Here is a 21,015-nt window from a genome sequence, read left to right on the forward strand (position 1 = left end):
ATGAAAAAGTGGATGAGCATCATGTTGCTCATCGCGCTGGCCCTGTTCGGCAGCGTGATTGGCTTCAACCTGTTCAAGCAAAAGATGATAGCCAACTACATGGCCAACATGCCGGAGCCCGAGTTCCCGGTCACCACCCACAAGGTGGAGACCCGCGACTGGGTACCGACCATAGAGGCGATCGGTTTCATCGAACCCAACCAGGGGGTGACCCTGTCGACCGAGCAGTCCGGTACCATCGACAGCATCTCCTTCGAATCCGGCGCCACCGTCAAGCTGGACCAGCTGCTGCTGAGCCTGGACGCCAGCGTCGAGAAGGCCAACCTGCGCGCCTCCATGGCCAAGCTGCCGGCGGCCAAGGCCAAGTACGAACGCTACCAGAACCTGTTTACCAAGGGTTCCATCTCCCGCGACCAGCTGGATGATGCCGAGGCGACCTATCGCTCCCTCGAGGCCGATATCGAGAGCCTGAAATCGACCATCGCCCGCCGCGAAGTGCGTGCACCGTTTGCCGGTGTGGTCGGCCTGCGCAATGTATTCCTCGGCCAGTACCTGCAGCCGGGCACCGACATAGTGCGGCTGGAAGACACCAGCGTGATGCGTCTGCGCTTCACCGTGCCGCAGACCGATATCTCCCGCATCAGCCTGAATCAGGAGATCCGGATCAACGTGGACGCCTACCCGAACCGCCAGTTCAAGGGTCACATCAGCGCCATCGAGCCGGCCGTCAACTACCAGAGCGGTCTGATCCAGGTGCAGGCGAACATCCCCAACAACGACGGCCAGCTGCGCTCCGGCATGTTTGCCCGCGCCAGCATCCTGTTGCCGGCCGAGAAGGATCAGATAGTGCTGCCGCAGACTGCCATCACCTTCACCCTGTACGGCGAGAACGTCTACCTGGTCAAGGAGCAGGACGGCGCCAAGCGCGTCGAGCAGGTCGTGGTCAAGGTGAGCGAGCGCAAGGGCAACGATGCTCACGTGGTCTCCGGCATCAAGGCGGGTGACGAAGTGGTCATGTCCGGCCAGGTACGCCTGAGCAACGGCGCCAAGGTAAAAATCGTGCAGGATCAGGGTCTGAAGGTTCCTGACCAGGCTCCCATGCTGTAAAACGCGGAGAGACAGATGCGCTTTACCGACATATTCATCAAACGGCCCATCCTGGCCATCTCGATCAGCTTTCTGATCGCGTTGCTGGGCTTGCAGGCCGTGTTCAAGATGCAGGTGCGCGAGTACCCCGAGATGACCAACACGGTCGTCACGGTCAGCACCAGCTATTACGGCGCGAGTGCCGACCTGATCCAGGGCTTCATCACCCAGCCGCTGGAACAGGCCATCGCCCAGGCGGACAACATCGATTTCATGACGTCGTCCACCCAGCTCGGCAGCTCCACCATCACCGCTTACATGAAGCTCAACACCGATCCCAACGCCGCCCTGTCCGACATTCTGGCCAAGGTCAACTCGGTGCGATCCCAGCTGCCCAAGGAGTCGGAAGACCCCTCGGTCACCATGTCCACCGGCTCCACCACGGCGGTGCTCTACATCGGCTTCACCAGCCCAGAGCTCAACGCCAGCCAGATCACCGACTACCTGGAGCGGGTCATCAAGCCCCAGCTCTTCACCGTCGGCGGTGTCTCCAAGGTCGACATGTACGGCGGTACCAAGTACGCCCTGCGGGTATGGCTGGATCCGGCCAAGATGGCGGCGTTCAACCTGACCGCCGCGGACGTGATGAACGTGCTCAACAGCAACAACTATCAGTCCGCCACCGGCCAGGCTACCGGCTACTTCACCCTCTACAACGGCAACGCCGAGACCCAGGTCAACACCACGGAGGAGCTCGAGCGCCTGGTGGTCTCTACCCGTGACGGCAAGGTGATCCGCCTGGCCGACATCGCCAAGGTGACCCTGGAGAAGAGCCACGACACCTATCGCGCCACCGCCAACGGCCGCGAGGCCGTGGTACTGGCCATCAACGCGGCGCCGACCGCCAACCCGATCAACATCGCCCACGACGTGCTGGCGATGCTGCCGAGCCTGAAGAGCAACATGCCGAGCACCATGGAGGCCAACGTCCTCTATGACTCCACCGTGGCCATCAACGAATCGATCCACGAGGTGATCAAGACCATCGCCGAGGCTGCCGCCATCGTGCTGGTGGTGATCACCCTGTTCCTCGGCTCGTTCCGCGCGGTCATCATCCCGATTATCACCATCCCGCTCAGTCTGATCGGCGTGGTGATGGTGATGCAGATGTTCGGCTTCTCCATCAACCTGATGACCCTGCTGGCCATGGTGCTGGCCATCGGCCTGGTGGTGGATGACGCCATCGTGGTGCTGGAGAACGTGGATCGTCACGTCAAGGAGGGGGAAGATCCGTTCCGTGCTGCCATCATAGGCACCCGCGAGATCGCCGTGCCGGTCATCGCCATGACGGTCACCCTGGCCGCCGTATACGCGCCGATCGCCCTGATGGGGGGCATCACCGGCTCCCTGTTCAAGGAGTTCGCGCTGACCCTGGCGGGCGCCGTGTTCGTCTCCGGCATCATAGCCCTGACCCTGTCGCCCATGATGTGCGCCAAGATGCTCAAGGCCAACGAGGAGCCGGGCAAGTTCGAAAGCACGGTACACCACCTGCTGGAGCGCATGACGGTACGCTACGACGCCATGCTGCACGCCGTGATGCAAAAGCGCATCGTGGTGGTGCTGTTCGCCGTTATCGTGTTCGCCAGCCTGCCGATGCTGTTCAAGTTCATCCCGAGCGAGCTCGCGCCGAACGAGGACAAGGGCGTCATGGCCGTGCTGGGGACCGCCCCCTCCAACGTCAACCTGGACTACATCCAGGGGACCATGGAGCAGGTGAACAAGGTGCTGGACACCCAGCCGGAAGTGGCCTTCTCCCAGGTCTTCTCCGGGGTGTTCAACGCCAACCAGGCGTTCGGCATCGCCTCCATGGTGCCGTGGAGCCAGCGTGAAGCGAGCCAGAAAGAGGTGCTGGACCGGGTGGCCGGGCTGGTGAAAGACGTGCCCGGCATGTCCATCACCACCTTCCAGTTCCCGGAACTGCCGGGCGCCTCGAGCGGCCTGCCGGTGCAGTTCGTCATCACCACGCCGAACAACTTCGAGAGCCTCTATCAGGTGGCCAGCGAGATCCTGACCGCAGCCCAGGGGAGCGGACGCTTCGTCTACTCCGAGCTGGACCTGCAGTACGACTCCGCCACCATGAAGATCAAGATCGACAAGGACAAGGCGGGAGCCTACGGCATCACCATGCAGGACATCGGCATCACCCTGGGTACCATGATGTCGGACGGTTACGTCAACCGCATCGACCTGGATGGCCGCTCCTACGAGGTGATCCCGCAGGTCGAACGCAAATACCGCCTCAACCCCGAGTCGATCAAGGGCTACTACGTGCGGGCGGCCGACGGCCAGTCCATCCCGCTCGGCAGCCTGATCAGCATCGAGGTGATCGGCGAGCCGCGCTCCCTGCCCCACTTCAACCAGCTCAACTCGGCCACCATAGGTGCCGTGCTGATGCCTGGCACCACCATGGGTGACGCCATCAACTGGCTCAACACCACGGCGGACGAGAAGCTGCCGCAGGGCTACCGTTACGACTTCATGGGCGAGGCCCGCCAGTTCGTGACCGAGGGCAGCGCCCTGTACGCCACCTTCGGTCTGGCGCTGGCCATCATCTTCCTGGTGCTGGCAATCCAGTTCGAATCGGCTCGTGACCCGCTGGTCATCATGGTCTCCGTGCCGCTGGCCATCAGCGGGGCGCTGATCGCGCTGGCCTGGGGTGCCGCCACCATGAACATCTACTCCCAGGTGGGTCTGATCACCCTGGTCGGCTTGATTACCAAGCACGGCATCCTGATCTGTGAGGTGGCGAAAGAGGAGCAGCTGCTGCACGGACGCAACCGGATGGAAGCCGTCATGGCCGCCGCCAAGGTGCGTCTGCGCCCCATCCTGATGACCACGGCCGCCATGATCGCCGGTCTCATCCCGCTGCTCTATGCCGCGGGTGCCGGGGCCGCCCAGCGCTTCAGCATCGGCATCGTGATCGTGGCCGGTCTGGCCATAGGTACCGTGTTCACCCTGTTCGTACTGCCGGTGATCTACACCTACCTGGCCTCCGAACACAAACCGTTGCCGGTCTTCGATGAATCCATTCCGCCCAAGGCGAAAGGGAGTCATTAAAAACCTTTTTGAATCAACAAGGCCCCGTTTCGGGGCCTTGTTTTTATCACGCGAACGAAACACGACATAAGTGCATGAAGCAGTTAAACTAAATGGCAATATATCCAGACCGCAAGGACGCCATGTCAGGACTCTTCTCCAAGACCGCTAGGGCCGTCGGCCGTAACGGACTCTCATACCGCCTGCTCTCCTATATTCTGGTGTGCAGTACCGTATTGGCGCTGATCATTACGGTGTTGCAGCTTGCCTGGGATTACCGCAAGGACGTGGCCGTGATCGAGGACAGCATCGGCCAGATAGAGGCCTCCTTCCTGCAGCCCATCGCCGCCAGCCTGTGGAACCTGGATGAAGAGCAGGTGAAGGTGCAGATAGAGGGCATCATGAACCTGCCCAACATGCAGTTCGTGATGGTGAAGGAGATGCTCGGCAACTCGGAAGTGCCGCTGCTGACCCAAGGGGTGGAGCGGGAGAGCTACGACATCTCCAAGGAGTTCAACCTCACCTATCAGGGCGAGGTGGTGGGCAAGCTATTCGTCGCCGCTTCGCTGGAACAGATCTACCAGCGCCTCATCGAAAAATCCGTGCTCATCATGGTCAGCCAGACCATCAAGACCTTGGTGGTCTCGTTTTGCATCCTGATCATCATTTATTACCTGGTGGTGCGTCATATCAACCGCATCGCCCACTACGCCCAGAAGTTGAATCTGGACCGGCTCACCAACGAGCTGACTCTGGAGGGGCGCACCCTGCCCCGCAAGAAACCCGACGAGCTCGATACCCTGGTCGCCACCCTCAACCAGATGCGCACCCGGCTGCTCGACGAATTTGCAGCACGCCACAAGGCTGCCGAACAGCTGCAGCAGGAGCGGGACTTCTCCGCCACCCTGATCAACTCCGCCAACATGGTCATCTGCTGCATGGAGCCGGATCTCAACATCGCCAGCATCAACCCGGCAGCCATCCTGCTGACCGGCTACCACCAGCAGGAGATACTGCAACACAACTGGCTGGATCTGTTCGTCAGCAAGGAGCAGCGCGACCAGCTGGCAGCCTCCCTGGCCGATCACGGCTCCATCGAGGACAGAGAGGTCATGATGCATGACCAGCAGGGCCACGAGCTGGTGCTGCAGTGGACCTTCGCCCCCTTCTATGAAGGGCCCAACCTCAAATACCTGATCGGTTTCGGTTACGACATCACCCGCCTCAAGAAGGTGGAGCGGGAGATCATCCAGCTCAACGAACAGCTGGAGGGCAAGGTGGTGGAGCGTACCCGCAGCCTGAGCGATGCCAACGACCAGCTGGGCAAGGCTTACGACGATCTGAAACAGGCTCAGCAGACCCTGGTGGAGTCGGAGAAGATGGCCTCCCTCGGTTCTCTGGTGGCCGGCGTGGCCCACGAGATCAACACCCCCATCGGCATCAGCGTGACCGCCTCCTCCTACCTGCAGGAGCGGGTGGCCGACTTCAAGCAGCACATCGAATCCAAGCAGCTGTCGCGCTCCTATCTCAACGAGTTCACCGTCAACCTCGACGAGTCCATGCAGCTGCTGCAGGGCAACCTGCGCCGCGCCTCCGAGCTCATCGCCAGCTTCAAGCAGGTGGCGGTGGATCAGTCGTCCGAGGCGCGCTACAACTTCAGCCTCGCCGACAACCTGCATCAGGTGGTGGTCTCCCTCGGCCACAAGTTGAAGAAGGCCCAGTGCGAGGTGGATATCCAGTGCGATCCCAAGCTGTCGATCTTCTCCTTCCCAGGCAGTTTTACCCAGATCTACTCAAACCTGATCCTCAACTCCATCAACCACGGCTTCGACAACTGGGACAAGCCCAAGAAGATCACCATCAAGGTGGAGCAGCAGGGTGAAGAGCTGCTGATCGACTACAGCGACAACGGCCGCGGCATTCCGCCCGAGATACTGCCGCGCATCTTCGATCCCTTCGTCACCTCCAAGCGGGGCCAGGGCGGCAGCGGGCTCGGCACCCACATCATCTACAACCTGGTGGTGCAGCTGCTGCGTGGTCGCATCAACTGCATCAGCGAACCGGAGCAAGGCGCCCAGTTCCATATTCGCCTGCCGATCCAACATAACTGAGTGCTGGCTCTTGTGAGCCAGCCGCTTTATCCCCATCATGCTGTGATTGCATTCTTAATGAGCGGAGAACCTCGCAATGGCACAGCATTTTGACTATATCGCCATCGGCGGCGGCAGCGGCGGCATCGCCTCGGCCAACCGGGCTGCCATGTACGGTAAGAAAGTTGCCCTGATTGAAGCCAAAGAGTTGGGTGGAACCTGCGTCAACGTCGGCTGCGTGCCGAAGAAGGCCATGTGGTATGCCGGCCAGATCGCCGATGCCCTGAAATATGGCGCCGACTACGGCTTCGACACCACTCTCAACCACTTCAGCTGGGCCAAGCTGGTCGAGTCCCGCCAGGCCTACATCGGCCGCATTCATCAGTCCTACCAGAACGTGCTGGGCAAGAACCAGATCACCGTCATCAAGGGCTTTGCCCGCTTCGTCAGCAGCAACACCATCGAGGTGAATGGCGAGCAGTACAGCGCCGATCACATACTGATCGCCACCGGTGGCCGCCCCGAAGTGCCGGCCATTCCGGGTGCCGAACTGGGCATCGACTCCGACGGCTTCTTCGAGTTGCAAGAACAGCCCAAACGGGTCGCCGTGGTGGGTGCCGGTTATATCGCGGTGGAGATCGCCGGCGTGATGCAGGCCCTCGGCTCCGAGACCCACCTGGTGGTGCGCAAGCACGCACCGCTGCGCAACTTCGACCCCATGATCCACGAGACCCTGGTGGAAATCATGGCGCAGGAAGGACCCAAGCTGCACACCCACGCAATTCCGAAAGCCGTGGTCAAAAACGCCGATGAGAGCCTGACCCTGCAACTGGAAGATGGTCGCCACCTCACCGTCGACTGCCTGATCTGGGCCATCGGTCGCGTCCCGGCCACCGACAACCTCAATCTGGCCGCAACCGGTATCGAGTTGGACGAGAAGGGCTTTATCCCGACCGACAAGTTCCAGAATACCGCCATCGCCAACCTCTATGCCGTGGGTGACAACACCGGCCGCATCCAGCTCACCCCGGTGGCCGTCGCGGCGGGCCGCCGCCTCTCGGAGCGGTTGTTCAACAACAAGCCAAACGAACACCTCAACTACGATCTGGTGCCGACCGTGGTATTCAGCCACCCGCCCATCGGCACCATCGGGCTGACCGAGCCAGAAGCCGTCGCCGAATACGGTGAAGATCAGGTCAAGGTCTACCGCAGCCAGTTCACCGCCATGTACTCGGCGCTGACCCAGCATCGCCAGCCCACCCGGATGAAGCTGGTCTGCGTCGGGCCGGAAGAGAAGGTGGTTGGCCTGCACGGCATCGGCTTCGCCATGGACGAGATCCTGCAGGGCTTCGGCGTTGCCATGAAGATGGGCGCCACCAAGGCGGACTTCGACAACTGTGTCGCCATCCATCCAACCAGCGCAGAAGAGTTTGTGACGATGCGCTGATGGCCGTGTGAGGGGAGAAACTCGAGGACGGTCTCGACAACTGCGTTCTCCCTCTTCATCCCACCAGTGCGGAAGAGTTTGTCACCATGCGATAAGCATGTTTGAAGCTGGCCTGTCACTATCAGGTCAGTCACAGCGACTTGCAACCAAACCCGGCTCAGGCCGGGTTTTTCGATCTTTCTCCTCCCCCAAATAGCGTCCACACCTGATTTTTTACGCCGATTTTACGCCTGCCAAATCCGGCTTTATGGCGCCTTTACGCCGGTTATTCCTACCATTTGGTCGTCAATTACACCAATGGAGTCGATATGAATTGGCTATATCTGCTGCTGGTCCTCGCCCTCGCGGGCTATCTGCTGCGCGCCCTTGCGCGCACCCATGAGTGAGGAACCGGATATGTGGCAAGAGATCATCTATCCCGTCGCGTTCGTACTGCTGGTGCTGCTGCCGGCGCCTCTGCTTGGCAACTACCTGTATCGGGTGTTTGAGGGCAAGAGTCGCTGGCTGGCTCCCGTCGAGCGCGCCACCCTGGCCTGCTGCGGCACGGACGGGCGCGAGCAGGACTGGAAGTCCTACGCCCTCAGCCTGCTGGCCTTCAACGGTGCCGGCTTCGGCCTGCTGTTCCTGATCCTGCTGGCGCAGGGGCTGCTGCCCCTCAACCCGCAACAGCTGCCCGGGCTGAACTGGCAACTCGCCTTCAACACCGCGGTCAGCTTCATGACCAACACCAACTGGCAGGCCTACTCCGGCGAGGCCAGCCTCTCCTACTTCAGCCAGATGGTGGGGCTCACCACCCAGAACTTCGTCTCCGCCGCCACCGGCGCCGCCGTTGCCATCGCCCTGTTCCGCGGCATCGCCCGCCAGCAGACCACCCACCTCGGTAACTTCTGGCAGGATCTGGTGCGCTTCTGCCTCTACGTGCTGTTGCCGATGGCATTGATCCTGGCGCTACTGCTGGTCTGGCAGGGGGTACCCCAGAGCCTGTCGGCCTACCTGCCGTTCCACGCCCTGGAAGGCCAGGAGCAGCTGTTGCCGCTCGGCCCGGCCGCCTCCCAGATCGCCATCAAGCAGCTCGGCTCCAACGGCGGCGGCTTCTTCGGCGTCAACTCGGCCCATCCGTTCGAGAACCCGACCGCCCTCTCCAACTGGCTGGAGATGATCGCCCTGCTGACGCTGGCCGCCGCCATGGTCTGCACCCTGGGTCGCTACGTGAAGGACCTGGCCCACAGCCGCGCCATCCTCGTCGCCATGACCCTGATGATGGTGATCGGGCTCTTCGTCTCCATCACCCAGGAGCTGAAACCGGACCCAGCCCTCGCCCAGCTCACCACTGACGCCAGCAACATGGCCGGCAACTGGGAAGGCAAGGAGAGCCGCTTCGGCCCCCTGCTCTCCAGCATCTGGGAAGTGGCGACCACCAGCGCCTCCAACGGCTCGGTCAACGCCATGCACGACAGCTTCACACCTCTCGGCGGCATGGTCGGCATGATCAACATGCTGCTCGGCGAGGTCATCTTCGGCGGGGTCGGCTCCGGCATCTACGGCATGATGCTGTTCGTGCTGCTGACCGTGTTCCTGTGCGGCCTGATGGTGGGGCGGACCCCGACCTATCTGGGCAAACGGCTCGGCATCACCGAGATGAAATGGGTGGTCGCCAGCATGCTGGTGATGCCGGTCGGAGTATTGGTGATCGGCGGCATTACCCTGCTGATGCCGGACTCCGCCACCGTCATCGGTCACGACGGCCCCCACGGCCTGTCCCGGCTGATCTATGCCTATGCCTCGGCCGCCGGCAACAACGGCTCCGCCTTCGCCGGCCTGGCCGCCGCCGACAGCTGGCAGTGCATCGCCATCGGGCTGGCCATGCTGCTCGGTCGCTTCGGCTACATCATTCCGGTGCTGGCCATCGCCGGCCAACTGGCCCGCGCCCCGCGCCAGGAGCGAAGCGAGGGGGACTTCCCCGTCAGCGGCCCGCTCTTCATCACCCTGCTGATCGTCACCGTGCTGCTGATGGGGGGTCTCTCCTTCCTGCCGGTGCTGGCGCTGGGCCCGGTGGCGGAACACCTGAGCCTGCTGGGAGGTGCCTTCTGATGCTGCACACCTCACTGATCGCCGTGGTCAACTATTCGATGCTGGGAGCTTTCCAATGAGCAAGTCCGCTTCAATGAGCACCGACACCCTCAAGGTGAAGGGCAAAAAACAGAAATCACAGATCATGCAGGCCATGGTGGAAGCCCTCTATCGCTTCAACCCCAAGGCGCTGCTCGGTAGCCCCATCCTGTTCACCCTCTGGCTGGCGGCCGTGATGGCCAGCGTGGAATCCCTGCTGGGGCAGCCTGTCTCCGGCGTCGCCCCTTCGCTGGCCTGGCAGCTGACCGCCTGGCTCTGGCTCACCCTCTGGTTTGCCAACTTCGCCGAGACCCTGGCCGAGGGGCGCGGCAAGGCGCGAGCCGACAGCCTGAAGGCCGGCATGAGCCAGCTCAGGGCGCGCCGGGTCACCCATCCGCAGGATGACAAGGGGGAGTGGGTGCCGGCCACCAGCCTGCGCAAGGGCGATCTGGTGCTGGTGCGCAGCGGCGAGATGATCCCCGCCGACGGCGAAGTGGTCGCCGGCATCGCCTCGGTCAACGAGGCCGCCATCACAGGGGAATCCGCCCCCGTCATCCGCGAGTCGGGCACCGATCGCAGCGGCGTGACCGGCAACACCACCGTCGTCTCCGACGAGATCTGGGTGCGCATCAGCAACAATCCGGGTGAAAGCACGCTGGATCGCATGATTGCGCTGGTGGAAGGGGCCAAGCGCCAGAAGACCCCCAACGAGATGGCGCTGGACGCCCTGCTGGTGGGACTGACCCTGATCTTCCTGCTGGTGGTAGCCACCCTGCCCTGGTTCCTCGACTACAACGGCACCCAGGTGCCCCGGCTCTACCTGCTGGCCCTGTTCATCACCCTGATCCCGACCACCATCGGTGGTCTGCTTTCCGCCATCGGCATCGCCGGCATGGACCGGCTGGTGAAGCTCAACGTCATCGCCAAGTCGGGCCGGGCGGTGGAGGCCGCCGGAGACGTGCGCACCCTGCTGCTGGACAAGACCGGCACCATCACCTTCGGCAACCGGATGGCGGATGAGCTGATCCCGGCCCCCGGTATCGATCCGGCCCTGCTGGCCCAGGCCGCCATGCTGGCTTCGCTCGGTGACAACACGCCGGAGGGCAAGTCCATCCTGACCCTGGCTGGCAAGAGCCACACCAGACCGAGCCAGCTGGAGAGCGACATCCTGATCCCCTTCAGCGCCGAGACCCGGCTGAGCGGGCTGGATCGCAACGGTCATCACTATCGCAAGGGGGCGGTGGATGCCGTGCTGCGCTACCTCTCCCTCGATCGCAAGGCGGTGCCCGAGCCCATCCTCAAGTCGGTGGACAACATCGCTCGCCAGGGCGGCACCCCGCTGCTGGTCTGTACCCACGAGAAGCTGCTGGGGGTGGTGTTCCTCAAGGACATCATCAAGCCGGGCATCAAGGCCCGCTTCCAGATCCTGCGCCACATGGGGATCCGCACCGTGATGATCACAGGCGACAACCCGCTGACCGCCGCCGCCATCGCCGCCGAGGCCGGGGTAGACGACTTCATCGCCGAGGCGACACCGGAGAAGAAGCTGGCCTACATCCGCCAGGAGCAGGCCGACGGCCGGCTGGTCGCCATGTGCGGGGACGGCGCCAACGACGCCCCGGCGCTGGCCCAGGCCGACGTGGGCCTGGCCATGAACGAGGGGACCCAGGCCGCCAAGGAGGCGGGCAACCTGGTGGATCTCGACTCCAACCCCACCAAGCTGCTGGACGTGGTGCTGGTGGGCAAGCAGCTGCTGGTGACCCGCGGCGCCCTGACCACCTTCTCCATCGCCAACGACGTGGCCAAGTACTTCGCCATCCTGCCGGCCCTGTTCATCGCCGCCTATCCGCAGCTGGGGGTGTTGAACCTGATGCAGCTGGGCAGCCCCGAGAGCGCCATCCTGTCGGCCATCATCTTCAACGCCCTGATCATCGTCGCACTGGTGCCGCTGGCCCTGCGCGGGGTCAGCCTGCAGGGCTCGGCCGCCAGCCTGCTGCGCCGCAACCTGCTGATCTACGGTGTCGGCGGCCTGATAGTGCCTTTCATAGGCATCAAGCTGATCGACCTGGTCATCACCGGCCTGGGGCTGGTGTAACGGCATCACCGGATGCGGGGCAGACCCGCATCCACTCAACGCATTTGGAGCAAGAAAATCATGATAGCAATCAGAACCCTGCTGACCCTGACCCTGCTGCTGGGGGTGGCTTATCCGCTGGCCGTCACCGGGCTGGCCCAGCTTCTCTTCCCCTGGCAGGCCAACGGCAGCCTGCTCACCAACGACAAGCAGCAGGTGGTCGGCAGCGCCCTGCTGGCACAGAAGTTCGAGCGGGCCGACTACTTCCACTCTCGCCCCTCCGCCAGCGACTTCGCCACCATAGGCGGAGGCGCCAGCAACCTGGGGATGAGCTCGCCGCTGCGGGCCGAGTTTGCCGCCGCGGCGGCCAGGGCGCAGCCGGAAGCCAGGGTCCCCGCCCTGCTGACCCGCTCCGCCTCCGGCCTCGACCCCCATCTGCCGCTCGACGCGGTGCTGGCTCAGGTAGAGCGGGTTGCCGGGCAACGGGGACTGGATCCCGTTCGGCTGACGGAGCTGGTCAAGTCGGCGACACAAGCTGGTATCCTTGGCCCGCAGGTGGTCAACATTCTCCAGTTGAACCTGCAACTCGATCATCAAAAGGGCGCCTGAGGGCGCTCCTTGCCGTTCGGGAAGGCTCCCTTTCGACAACGGGGACAAGCATGAGCAATGAGGTCACGGCCGCGGTTCGGCCGATGCAACGGGAGCGCGGGGATGCGTGATGAAGTGAGGGCGGACGCCCTGCTGGCGAGCCTGGAACAGGAGCACAGGGGCAAGCTGAAGGTGTTTCTCGGCGCGGCCCCCGGTGTGGGCAAGACCTACGCCATGCTGCAGGCGGTGCGGGAACAGGCCAGAGAGGGGGTCGACATCCTGATCGGGGTGGTCGAGACCCACGGTCGCCAGGAGACCCTAGCCCTGCTCGACAAGCTCGCCATCCAGCCGCGCAAGCTGCACCTGCACCGCCAACAGCGGCTGGAGGAGATGGATCTGGACGGCCTGCTGGCGCGCAAACCCGCCATCGCCGTGGTGGACGAGCTGGCCCACAGCAACGCCCCCGGCAGCCGCCACGAGAAGCGCTGGCAGGATGTGGAGGAGCTGCTCGGCGCCGGCATCGACGTCTACACCACCCTCAACGTGCAACACCTGGAGAGCCTCAACGATCTGGTGTGGCAGTTGACCGGGGTCAGGGTCAAGGAGACCCTGCCGGATCAGGTGCTGCTGGAGGCCGACAGCCTGGTGCTGATCGACCTGCCCCCCAAGGAGCTGCTCGGCCGTCTCAAGGAGGGCAAGGTCTATGTACCCCACCAGGCCAAGGCCGCCCTGCAGTCCTTCTTCTCCCTCAACAACCTGACCGCCCTGCGGGAGCTGGCGATGCAGACCGCCGCCAGCCACGTGGAGGGGGATCTGCAACTGCAGTGGCAGGCTGCCGGCAAGACCACACTGCCGCTGCGGGGCAAGCTGATGGTCTGCCTCGGCGACGAGCACGGCGCCGCCCTGGTGCGCTACGGCCACCGCTTCGCCCAGCGCCGCCAGCTGCCCTGGCTGGTGGTGCACGTCGACAGCAAGGGGCAGCGTTCCGCCGAGCAGGAGCAGGCACTGGCGCTCGCCTCCCAGCTGGGTGCCAAGGTGTTGACCCTCTCCAGCCCGGCGGTGGCCGACGCCCTGCTGGAGACGGCCGAACAGCAGCAGGTGTCGCAGCTGCTGCTGGGCAAACCTCACAAGGCGCCGTGGCGCCGCTCCCTGGTGCAGCATCTGCTCAGGCAGGCACAGGGGCTCGAGATCACCTTGGTGGATACCGAGAAGCGCAAGCCCAGCCTGGGCTTGCAACCGCTCCACCCCAAGGACATTCGCCAGAGCCTGCTGGCGGTGGCCATCATGGGGACCACCTCGGCCGCCGTCTGGGGGCTATCCCACTGGCTGCCGCCCGCCTCCCTGCCCATGCTGTTCGTGCTGGGGGTACTGGCCACCGCGCTCACCACCAGCCTGGTGCCCGCCATCCTGGCCGCCGTGCTGGGCTTCGTCGGCCACAACCTGTTGTTCACCGTCCCCTACTTCTCCCTCAGCGTCGCCAGCCACAGTGACCTGCTCACCCTGTTCGTGCTGCTCATCGTCGGCATCACTGCCGGACGGCTCGCCTCCCGTCAGCGCCAGCAGCTGGTCGGCCTGCGCGAGACCCAGCAGCTGGGCAACGCCCTGCTCTCCCTGAGTCAGGGGCTGGCCACCGCCAGCAGCCCGGTCGAGGTGCTCAGGCAAGGGAGCCAGGCCATCTCGCTGGCACTGGGCCAACCGGTGTTTGCCCTCGATCGGCACTACCAGTACTGGGCCGGCTCGACCGAGCACAAGCCGGGGCAGACCGACAAGGCGGCCATCGACTGGTGTCTGGCCCAGAAGCAGAGCGCCGGCGCCCACACCGCCACCCTCAACGCGGCCGAGGCCCAGTACCATCACCTCAGCGATGAGCTGGTGCTGGGCATACTGCTGGCCAATCCGCTCGCCTCCTCAGCCGAGCATCAGCTGCAGGCGCTGCTCACCGACATTCGCGCCGCGCTGGCGCGGATCGATCTCAATGAGCGGCTGGCCGACAGCCAGCTGCAGGCGGAGACCGACCGGATGCGCGCCGCCCTGCTCTCTTCTGTCTCCCACGATTTGAAGACGCCGCTCGCCACCATCATGGGGGCCGGCAGCACCCTGCTGGAATATGGTGACCGGATCAGCAGCGAAGACCGCAGCGAGCTGTTGCACTCGGTGCAGGAAGAGGCGCGCCGCCTGCACAGCTATGTGCAGAACCTGCTGGACATGACCCGCATCGGCTCACCCGACTTCCAGCTGAAACGGGACTGGGTCGATCTGGCGGATCTGGTGGAGAATGCCCGCCGCCGGCTCGACTCCTCCTGGCGCCAGCACAAGCTGCTGGTGCACTTCGATCAGCAGATCCCCCGGCTCTATGTGCACGGCGCCCTGATCGAGCAGGTGCTGGTCAACATCCTCGACAACGCCTCCCGCTACTCGCCGGCCGGCACCCCCATCGAGTTCAAGGTGATGCTGGCGGACCCCGACCTCATCATCGACATCATAGATATCGGGGTCGGCATCGCCGAGTCAGACCGCGACAAGATCTTCAATCTCTTCTACACCCAGCCGGTCGGTGATTGCGGAAGCCGTGGTACCGGGCTTGGCCTCGCCATTTCCCGCGCTATGATAGAGGTCCATGGGGGCCGCATCTGGGCCTTTTCCGGCCCCAACGGCAACGGTACCTGCATGCGCATCTCCCTGCCGCTGGCCCTCAATGCTCCGGCGGCCTGATGGTCGCCGCCCTTTTTCATCAGCGAGCTGGAGGTTGAATGGCTCACATACTGGTCATCGATGACGAGGCGGCCATCCGCCGTTTTTTGCGGATCAGCCTGATCGCCGAAGGCCATCAGGTCAGCGAGGCGGTCGGCGTCAACGAGGGTGTGGCGCAGTATCGCCACCTCAACCCCGACCTGGTGATCCTGGATCTGGGTCTGCCGGATGGGGATGGCCTCCAGGTGTTGCAGGCCATTCGCGAGCACCATCAGCATCCGGTACTGGTGCTGTCGGCGCGGGACTCGGAGCAGGAGAAGGTGCGCCTGCTGGATGCCGGAGCCAATGACTACATGAGCAAGCCGTTTGGCGTCGGCGAGATGATGGCCCGTATCCGGGTGCTGCTGCGCCAGCGGGCCGGGGTCAGCAGCGGTGAGTGCCGCCACTTCCCCCAGTGTGGACTGACCCTGGACAGCAGCAGCCACAGGGTCACCCTGGGGGAGGAAGAGGTGGCTCTCTCCCGCAAGGAGTTCGCCCTGCTGCAGGCCCTGGTGTGCCACCCCGGCAAGCTGGTGCTGCAGACCCAGCTGCTCAACGACATCTGGGGCCCGAGCCACAAGGAGGACACCCACTACCTGCGCATCGTCATCGCCAGCCTGCGCAAGAAGCTGGGGGATAACCCTCAAGACCCCGCCCTTATCGAGACCGAATCCGGCATCGGCTACCGCTTTATCGGCAGCTGATATTGCAGCAAGAAGCTGGGCGGCAACATTCCCAGCAACCCACCCTCATCGAGACCGAATCCGGCATCGGTTACCGTTTTATCGGCAGCTGATGTTTCACGTGGAACGACGCCAACCACAGCAGAGTGCCAACAGACCGCAGCCACCGAGCAGCAGACCGAGATCCTGCAAGCTGGCTGCAACCGCCAACCCCAGGCTGAGCAGCAGGTAGTAACCGAGCCCGAACAGGGCACCGGCACTGCCTGCCACCTCCCGATAGGCCAGCAGCGCCTGACTCAGCACATTGGGGATCGCCAGCCCGTACGCCACCACTACCCCCATCATGGGCAGCAGAAACCAGAGTGAAGCCTGGCTGGCCCACACCAGCCAGCCGGAACCCAGCGCCAGCACGGCGGCGAGCCTGATCAGGGAGGCAGGCGACCAGCCAAGTCCCAACAGACGCTTGTTGAGCAGACTCCCCCCCAGGGTCGCCAGTGCCAGCACGACACCGGAGTAACCAAACTCGCCCGCGCTCAACCCCAGCCCGGCAAACAGAAACGGCGCCAGACTGTAGTAGCCGAACAGCATGGTGTTGAACAGCGCCACCAGAGCGGCGCTGCGCCACAAACCGCTATCACGCACCATCCGACATGCCAGCGGCCAGAGTGCCACTCGCTGGGTGGTGATCGGCCGGGTTTCCGGCAACTGCCGGCAGGCCATCAGCCACAAGCCGATTGCCAGTGCCAGCAGGGCGCCAAATACCCCGAGATAACCAAAACCATCGGCCAGCAGGCCGCCGCTCACCAGCCCCAGCACAGGGCTGAGGGAGAGCGCTATGCCCATCACCGAGAAGACCCGCGCCAGATCGCTGCCCTGATAGCTGTCGCGCAGCATGGTCTGGGTCACCACGGATCCCACGGCGGCACCGAAGGCCGCAATGACCCGGGCCAGCAGCAAGGTTTCAAACTGGGTGGCCAGCAACGCCAGCAGGGTGCCGGCGCCATAGGTCAGCAACCCCGCCAGCATGGCGGGGCGCCGACCGATGAGATCACACAACCGACCCCAGCAGACCACGCCCGCCGCAAACGCCAGAAAATAGACCGACAGGGTTTGGGATGCCTGCCCTTCGCTCACCCGAAACTCAGTGGCGATATGGGTCAGTACCGGGCTGTAGATGGTCTCCACTATCTGGGGAAACATCATCAGTCCAACCACCAGCCAGAGCGGTGGCAACTTGTTGTTCATGACAAACCTCCTTCACAAGAGGCCATCATTCTAGAGCGCCTTCGATTGTCCGATTACAATAAGCAGGACTATAAACATCAAGAATCGGACACATGGCCTTCATTCCTCCCGATCACTCTTTTGATCCTGACCAGCACGACGGCAGTGCCATCGGAATCGCCGCCGCCCTCGGCTGGCACAACTCGGGGCGTCATCAGCACAGGCGCCATCAGCTGCTGTTCGCCCAGGCTGGCTGCATGACCATAGAGCTGGACGATCAGGTCTGCCTGCTGCCACCGACGCGGGCCGCCTGGTTGCCGGCAGGTCTGCCCCATCGGGTGCTGATGCGCGGGGTGGTGGCCTATCGCTCCCTCTATTTCAAACCCGAACCCGGCTTGCCGACCGTGATGGGGGTGCTGGCGGTCAACCCACTGCTGCGGGAGATCATCGAACGGATGGCGCTCTGGCCGTGGGACAAGCCGGAGGCAGAGCAGACCTGTACGCTGGCATTATTGAAAGAGGAGTTGGCGCAAGCGCCGCGGGAATCCTGGCAGCTGCCGTTGCCGTCAGACGTGCGACTGGCCGGCTGGCTGCAGGAGGTGAAACAGGGCGACGCCCTGCCCGATCGGCTCAACCGGCTGGCCGAACGGGTGGGTGCCAGTGACAAAACCATAGGCCGCATCTTCATGCGGGAGACCGGTATGAGCTACCAGGCCTGGCGCCAACAGTGGCGACTGTTGCGGGCGCTGGAGCTGCTGGCAGAAGCCGAGCCCATCAGCCGGGTGGCGGCTGCGCTGGAGTTCGCCAGCGACAGCGCCTTCATCAGCTTCTTCAGGCAGTACACGGGGCAGACCCCGTTGCGCTATCTCAACTCTCGGGGTGAGTCGCATCGGCCGAGCTCGCCTCCACCACCAGGGTCTCCAGCGCCAGCGGCTTGAGGTTGTGGATGGCTTCCGCCACCACGGCAAGGGAGGCCTGCTGCTGCTGGGCCAAAACCTCCTGCTCCAGCTTGACGCTGTCCAGTTCGGGTCTGGGGTATTCGTCGGCCATGACGTTCAGGCTCAGGCTGCTGGCAATCAAGGTTGCGATCAGGATTTTCATCTGGTGTGCTCCGGTGTGGTTGAGATGACCAGATAGCTATTCCAATTGTCGTGCCAAATATATAACACAATGATTTTATTCGAATTAATTGCTTTTAGATGAGAAGTGGCGCCAGTTGGAAAACAGCCTGTAGTCAGGATTGAACCAACAAGTGGTCATTTTCACCACACTAGATTTTGCCTGCTGTTCCACGTGGAACGTCCCATCTTTTTGATCGACACCCGCTTTTAAACTGAGCTATGGTGCTAGTCCCCCGTAACTGACTCTGGATCTGTCACCGAATGGAATTTTCCTTGTTCGGCGAGAAGTTCACTCGCCATGCCGGTATTACCCAACTCATGGATGACCTTAATCAGGGGCTGACCAATCCGGACGCCATCATGCTGGGTGGCGGCAATCCGGCCCCCATCCCCGCCATGCTGGAACGCTTTCAGGCCGAGGCCAAGAGCCTGCTCGACAACGGCGAGCTGGTGAAGGCGATGGCCAACTACGACGGCCCCCAAGGCAAGGACAGGTTCACCAAGGCGCTGGCGGCCCTGCTCAGCAAGGAGCTGGGTTGGGAGATCTCCGCCCGCAACATCGCCCTGACCAACGGCAGCCAGAACGCCTTCTTCTATCTGTTCAACCTGCTGGCGGGCGAATTTGCCGATGGCCGCAAGAAGAAGGTGCTGTTCCCGCTCGCTCCCGAGTACATCGGTTATGCCGACTCGGCACTGGCGGACGACTACTTCGTGGCCTACAAGCCCACCATCGAGAAACTGCCCGACGGCCAGTTCAAGTACCACGTGGACTTCGAGAGCCTGCAGGTGGGTGACGACATCGGGGTGATCTGCGTCTCCCGGCCGACCAACCCGACCGGCAACGTGTTGACCGATGAAGAGATCGAGCACCTCGATCAGATCGCCCGCGACAAGGGCATTCCACTGCTGATCGACAATGCCTATGGCGTCCCCTTCCCTGGCATCATCTTCAGCGAGGCCAAGCCATTCTGGAACGCCAACACCATCCTCTGCATGAGCCTCTCCAAGCTCGGCCTGCCGGGAACTCGCTGCGGCATCGTCATCGCCGACGAGAAGATCATTCAGGCCATCACCAACCTGAGTGGCATCATCAATCTGGCACCGGGCAGTCTGGGCCCAGCCATCACCATCCCGATGATCGAGAGCGGCGAGATCATCGCCCTCAGCGAGCAGGTGGTGAAACCCTTCTATCGGCAGAAGGCGGAGCTGGCGGTGCAGCTGCTGCGCGAAGCCATCCCCGACTCGCGCTTCCACATCCACAAACCGGAAGGTGCCCTCTTCCTCTGGCTCTGGTTCGAAGACCTGCCGATCCACTGTCAGGAGCTGTATGAGCGACTGAAGGCGAAGAACCTGCTGATCGTGCCGGGTCACTACTTCTTCCCCGGCATCGACGACCCGGAGTGGCGTCACAGCCGGGAATGCATCCGCCTCAACTACTCCCAGAGCGAGGAGCTGGTACGCCGCGGCATCACCATTCTCGCCGACGAGATCAACGCCCTCTACGCCAGCTAAGCCAGCTAAGCCAGCTAAGCCAGTCAGGCGATACAAAAACAGAGAGGCCTGCGAATGCAGGCCTCTCTTCTATCAACTGGTCAGCGGTACTGTTTAGCCGGGCAGCGCCAGCTGCTCGGGTTTGCCGATGGGGATGGCGCGGGGCTTGAGCGCCTCCGGCAGCTCGCGCGCCAGCTCTATGGTCAGCAGACCATGCTCCAGCTTGGCGCCCTGCACCTCTACATGCTGGCTCAGCTTGAAGGCGAGCTCGAAGTCCCGCTCGGCGATCCCCTGATGGAGGAACTGGCGCTCACCCATGGTGGCGACCTTGCGTCCCTTCACCTTGAGGGTGCCGTTTTCGGTCTCTAGCTCCAGCTCATTGCGATCGAAACCGGCCACGGCAACCGTGATGAGGTAACCGTCGTGATCGCGCTTCTCAATGTTGTACGGGGGGTAGGCCGAGGTCTTCTGATCGAACAGGCCTTCCAGCTCACGGGCCATCCGTTCGAAGCCGACGGCATTGGAATAGAGATGAGAAAAATCGAGGTTACGCATGATCCTATCCTTCTATAAAGCAACAGGGTTTACTCTCCACGGGCCCGTCAATCGGCACCCGGGAAACATCAACAATGCAACGAGGTCAGGCTGTCAGCCGTTGATCTCGATCTTGCGGGGCTTCATCGCCTCGGGCACTTCACGCACCAGGTCGATGTGCAGCAGACCGTTTTTCAGGTCGGCCCCCTTCACCCGCACATAGTCGGCCAGCTGGAAGCGACGCTCGAAGCCGCGTTCGGCTATGCCTTGATAGAGATAGTTACGCTCGGTGTCGGCCTGCTTGTTGCCCTTCACCGTCAGCAGATTCTCCTGGAAGCTCAGCTCCAGCTCTTCCTGGGTAAAGCCCGCCACCGCCATGCTGATGCGGTAATCGCTGTCACCTAGCTGCTCGATGTTGTAGGGGGGGTATCCGGCATTGCCATTGCTGGCGGCAGACTCGATGAGATTGGCCAGACGATCGAAACCGATGGCAGAACGATAGAGCGGAGAAAAGTCGATAGAACGCATAGTATTATCCTCTTTTGAGCGATAACCGATTGCTTGCCCTCCTTATGGACGGGCGCCTGGTCGAAACCTCTGTCGAGCGTTCCGGCCTTGTTATCTATATAGGGGCCCGCTTTCGGCTTTCAAGGGCTCTGATCGAAAAATCTTCTCTCCGCCCATTTGCTGGCTTTTTCCTCATTGGGCTTCCTCCTCCAGTCACAAACATGGCACCCTGAGC

15 protein-coding genes are annotated in these 21,015 nt (G+C 62.9%); 11 read left to right on the plus strand and 4 right to left on the minus strand.

Features of this window, described 5'->3' with window-relative positions:
• The 9 genes from CAK78_RS18370 to CAK78_RS18415 all read left to right on the plus strand — a co-directional run bounded on the left by CAK78_RS18370 (position 1) and on the right by CAK78_RS18415 (position 15,924).
• Positions 1 to 1,107: an efflux RND transporter periplasmic adaptor subunit gene (locus tag CAK78_RS18370; RefSeq protein ID WP_094698233.1), complete on the plus strand. Its 1,107-nt coding sequence runs from the start codon at positions 1 to 3 to the stop codon at positions 1,105 to 1,107.
• A gap of 15 nt (positions 1,108 to 1,122) precedes the next feature.
• Entirely contained in the window at positions 1,123 to 4,203 is a 3,081-nt protein-coding gene (locus CAK78_RS18375) for a multidrug efflux RND transporter permease subunit (protein ID WP_094698234.1), read from the plus strand.
• A gap of 122 nt (positions 4,204 to 4,325) precedes the next feature.
• Positions 4,326 to 6,293 (plus strand): ATP-binding protein, encoded by a 1,968-nt coding sequence (locus CAK78_RS18380; protein ID WP_176452850.1) that lies wholly within the window; start codon positions 4,326 to 4,328, stop codon positions 6,291 to 6,293.
• Between the two features lie 76 nt (positions 6,294 to 6,369).
• Positions 6,370 to 7,719, plus strand: coding sequence for a glutathione-disulfide reductase (gorA, locus tag CAK78_RS18385; RefSeq protein ID WP_094698236.1), 1,350 nt, complete (start codon positions 6,370 to 6,372; stop codon positions 7,717 to 7,719).
• Positions 7,720 to 8,115: 396 nt separating this feature from the next.
• Positions 8,116 to 9,810 carry a potassium-transporting ATPase subunit KdpA gene (kdpA, locus tag CAK78_RS18395; RefSeq protein ID WP_094698237.1) on the plus strand — a complete coding sequence of 565 codons (1,695 nt, stop codon included), beginning with the start codon at positions 8,116 to 8,118 and terminating at the stop codon, positions 9,808 to 9,810.
• Positions 9,811 to 9,865: 55 nt separating this feature from the next.
• Entirely contained in the window at positions 9,866 to 11,923 is a 2,058-nt protein-coding gene (gene kdpB / locus CAK78_RS18400) for a potassium-transporting ATPase subunit KdpB (RefSeq protein ID WP_094698238.1), read from the plus strand.
• 60 nt (positions 11,924 to 11,983) lie between these two features.
• On the plus strand, positions 11,984 to 12,511 hold the full coding sequence (locus CAK78_RS18405) for a potassium-transporting ATPase subunit C (protein ID WP_094698239.1): 528 nt from the start codon (positions 11,984 to 11,986) through the stop codon (positions 12,509 to 12,511).
• Positions 12,512 to 12,613: 102 nt separating this feature from the next.
• On the plus strand, positions 12,614 to 15,202 hold the full coding sequence (locus CAK78_RS18410) for a sensor histidine kinase (RefSeq protein WP_094698240.1): 2,589 nt from the start codon (positions 12,614 to 12,616) through the stop codon (positions 15,200 to 15,202).
• 38 nt (positions 15,203 to 15,240) lie between these two features.
• Complete coding sequence (locus CAK78_RS18415) at positions 15,241 to 15,924, plus strand: response regulator (protein ID WP_017780324.1); 684 nt, start codon at positions 15,241 to 15,243, stop codon at positions 15,922 to 15,924.
• Between the two features lie 96 nt (positions 15,925 to 16,020).
• On the opposite strand, the gene CAK78_RS18420 is transcribed toward CAK78_RS18415, so the two are convergent.
• Positions 16,021 to 17,148, minus strand: coding sequence for a multidrug effflux MFS transporter (locus tag CAK78_RS18420; protein ID WP_094698241.1), 1,128 nt, complete (start codon positions 17,146 to 17,148; stop codon positions 16,021 to 16,023).
• A 92-nt stretch (positions 17,149 to 17,240) separates the two neighbouring features.
• On the opposite strand from CAK78_RS18420, the gene CAK78_RS18425 reads away from it, so the two are divergent.
• A complete protein-coding gene (locus CAK78_RS18425) occupies positions 17,241 to 18,065 on the plus strand; it encodes an AraC family transcriptional regulator (protein ID WP_094698242.1) in 825 nt (274 codons plus the stop codon).
• On the opposite strand, the gene CAK78_RS18430 is transcribed toward CAK78_RS18425, so the two are convergent.
• Positions 17,995 to 18,228 (minus strand): hypothetical protein, encoded by a 234-nt coding sequence (locus CAK78_RS18430; RefSeq protein ID WP_094698243.1) that lies wholly within the window; start codon positions 18,226 to 18,228, stop codon positions 17,995 to 17,997. The two genes, CAK78_RS18425 and CAK78_RS18430, sit on opposite strands and share 71 nt — an antisense overlap.
• A gap of 281 nt (positions 18,229 to 18,509) precedes the next feature.
• Here CAK78_RS18430 and CAK78_RS18435 point away from each other — a divergent pair, with 281 nt between their 5' ends.
• The gene (locus tag CAK78_RS18435) at positions 18,510 to 19,760 is read left to right on the plus strand and encodes a valine--pyruvate transaminase (protein ID WP_094698244.1); all 1,251 of its coding nucleotides are present in this window, start codon (positions 18,510 to 18,512) and stop codon (positions 19,758 to 19,760) included.
• A gap of 93 nt (positions 19,761 to 19,853) precedes the next feature.
• On the opposite strand, the gene CAK78_RS18440 is transcribed toward CAK78_RS18435, so the two are convergent.
• Both CAK78_RS18440 and CAK78_RS18445 read right to left on the minus strand, forming a co-directional pair.
• Positions 19,854 to 20,294, minus strand: a complete 441-nt coding sequence (locus CAK78_RS18440) for an Hsp20 family protein (protein ID WP_094698245.1) — start codon at positions 20,292 to 20,294, stop codon at positions 19,854 to 19,856.
• Between the two features lie 93 nt (positions 20,295 to 20,387).
• Positions 20,388 to 20,801 carry an Hsp20 family protein gene (locus tag CAK78_RS18445; protein ID WP_010635612.1) on the minus strand — a complete coding sequence of 138 codons (414 nt, stop codon included), beginning with the start codon at positions 20,799 to 20,801 and terminating at the stop codon, positions 20,388 to 20,390.
• Between the last annotated feature and the right edge of the window lie 214 nt (positions 20,802 to 21,015).

It is taken from the genome of Aeromonas sp. A35_P (assembly GCF_002259925.1).
GTDB lineage: Bacteria > Pseudomonadota > Gammaproteobacteria > Enterobacterales > Aeromonadaceae > Aeromonas > Aeromonas dhakensis.

Bases quoted from the DNA above. Each gene is read 5' to 3' on its own strand.
- CAK78_RS18370 (WP_094698233.1), top strand. From the start codon at position 1: ATGAAAAAGTGGATGAGCATCATGTTGCTCATCGCGCTGGCCCTGTTC.
- CAK78_RS18375 (WP_094698234.1), top strand. From the start codon at position 1,123: ATGCGCTTTACCGACATATTCATCAAACGGCCCATCCTGGCCATCTCG.
- CAK78_RS18380 (WP_176452850.1), top strand. From the start codon at position 4,326: ATGTCAGGACTCTTCTCCAAGACCGCTAGGGCCGTCGGCCGTAACGGA.
- gorA (WP_094698236.1), top strand. From the start codon at position 6,370: ATGGCACAGCATTTTGACTATATCGCCATCGGCGGCGGCAGCGGCGGC.
- kdpA (WP_094698237.1), top strand. From the start codon at position 8,116: ATGTGGCAAGAGATCATCTATCCCGTCGCGTTCGTACTGCTGGTGCTG.
- kdpB (WP_094698238.1), top strand. From the start codon at position 9,866: ATGAGCAAGTCCGCTTCAATGAGCACCGACACCCTCAAGGTGAAGGGC.
- CAK78_RS18405 (WP_094698239.1), top strand. From the start codon at position 11,984: ATGATAGCAATCAGAACCCTGCTGACCCTGACCCTGCTGCTGGGGGTG.
- CAK78_RS18410 (WP_094698240.1), top strand. From the start codon at position 12,614: ATGCGTGATGAAGTGAGGGCGGACGCCCTGCTGGCGAGCCTGGAACAG.
- CAK78_RS18415 (WP_017780324.1), top strand. From the start codon at position 15,241: ATGGCTCACATACTGGTCATCGATGACGAGGCGGCCATCCGCCGTTTT.
- CAK78_RS18420 (WP_094698241.1), bottom strand. From the start codon at position 17,148: ATGAACAACAAGTTGCCACCGCTCTGGCTGGTGGTTGGACTGATGATG.
- CAK78_RS18425 (WP_094698242.1), top strand. From the start codon at position 17,241: ATGGCCTTCATTCCTCCCGATCACTCTTTTGATCCTGACCAGCACGAC.
- CAK78_RS18430 (WP_094698243.1), bottom strand. From the start codon at position 18,228: ATGAAAATCCTGATCGCAACCTTGATTGCCAGCAGCCTGAGCCTGAAC.
- CAK78_RS18435 (WP_094698244.1), top strand. From the start codon at position 18,510: ATGGAATTTTCCTTGTTCGGCGAGAAGTTCACTCGCCATGCCGGTATT.
- CAK78_RS18440 (WP_094698245.1), bottom strand. From the start codon at position 20,294: ATGCGTAACCTCGATTTTTCTCATCTCTATTCCAATGCCGTCGGCTTC.
- CAK78_RS18445 (WP_010635612.1), bottom strand. From the start codon at position 20,801: ATGCGTTCTATCGACTTTTCTCCGCTCTATCGTTCTGCCATCGGTTTC.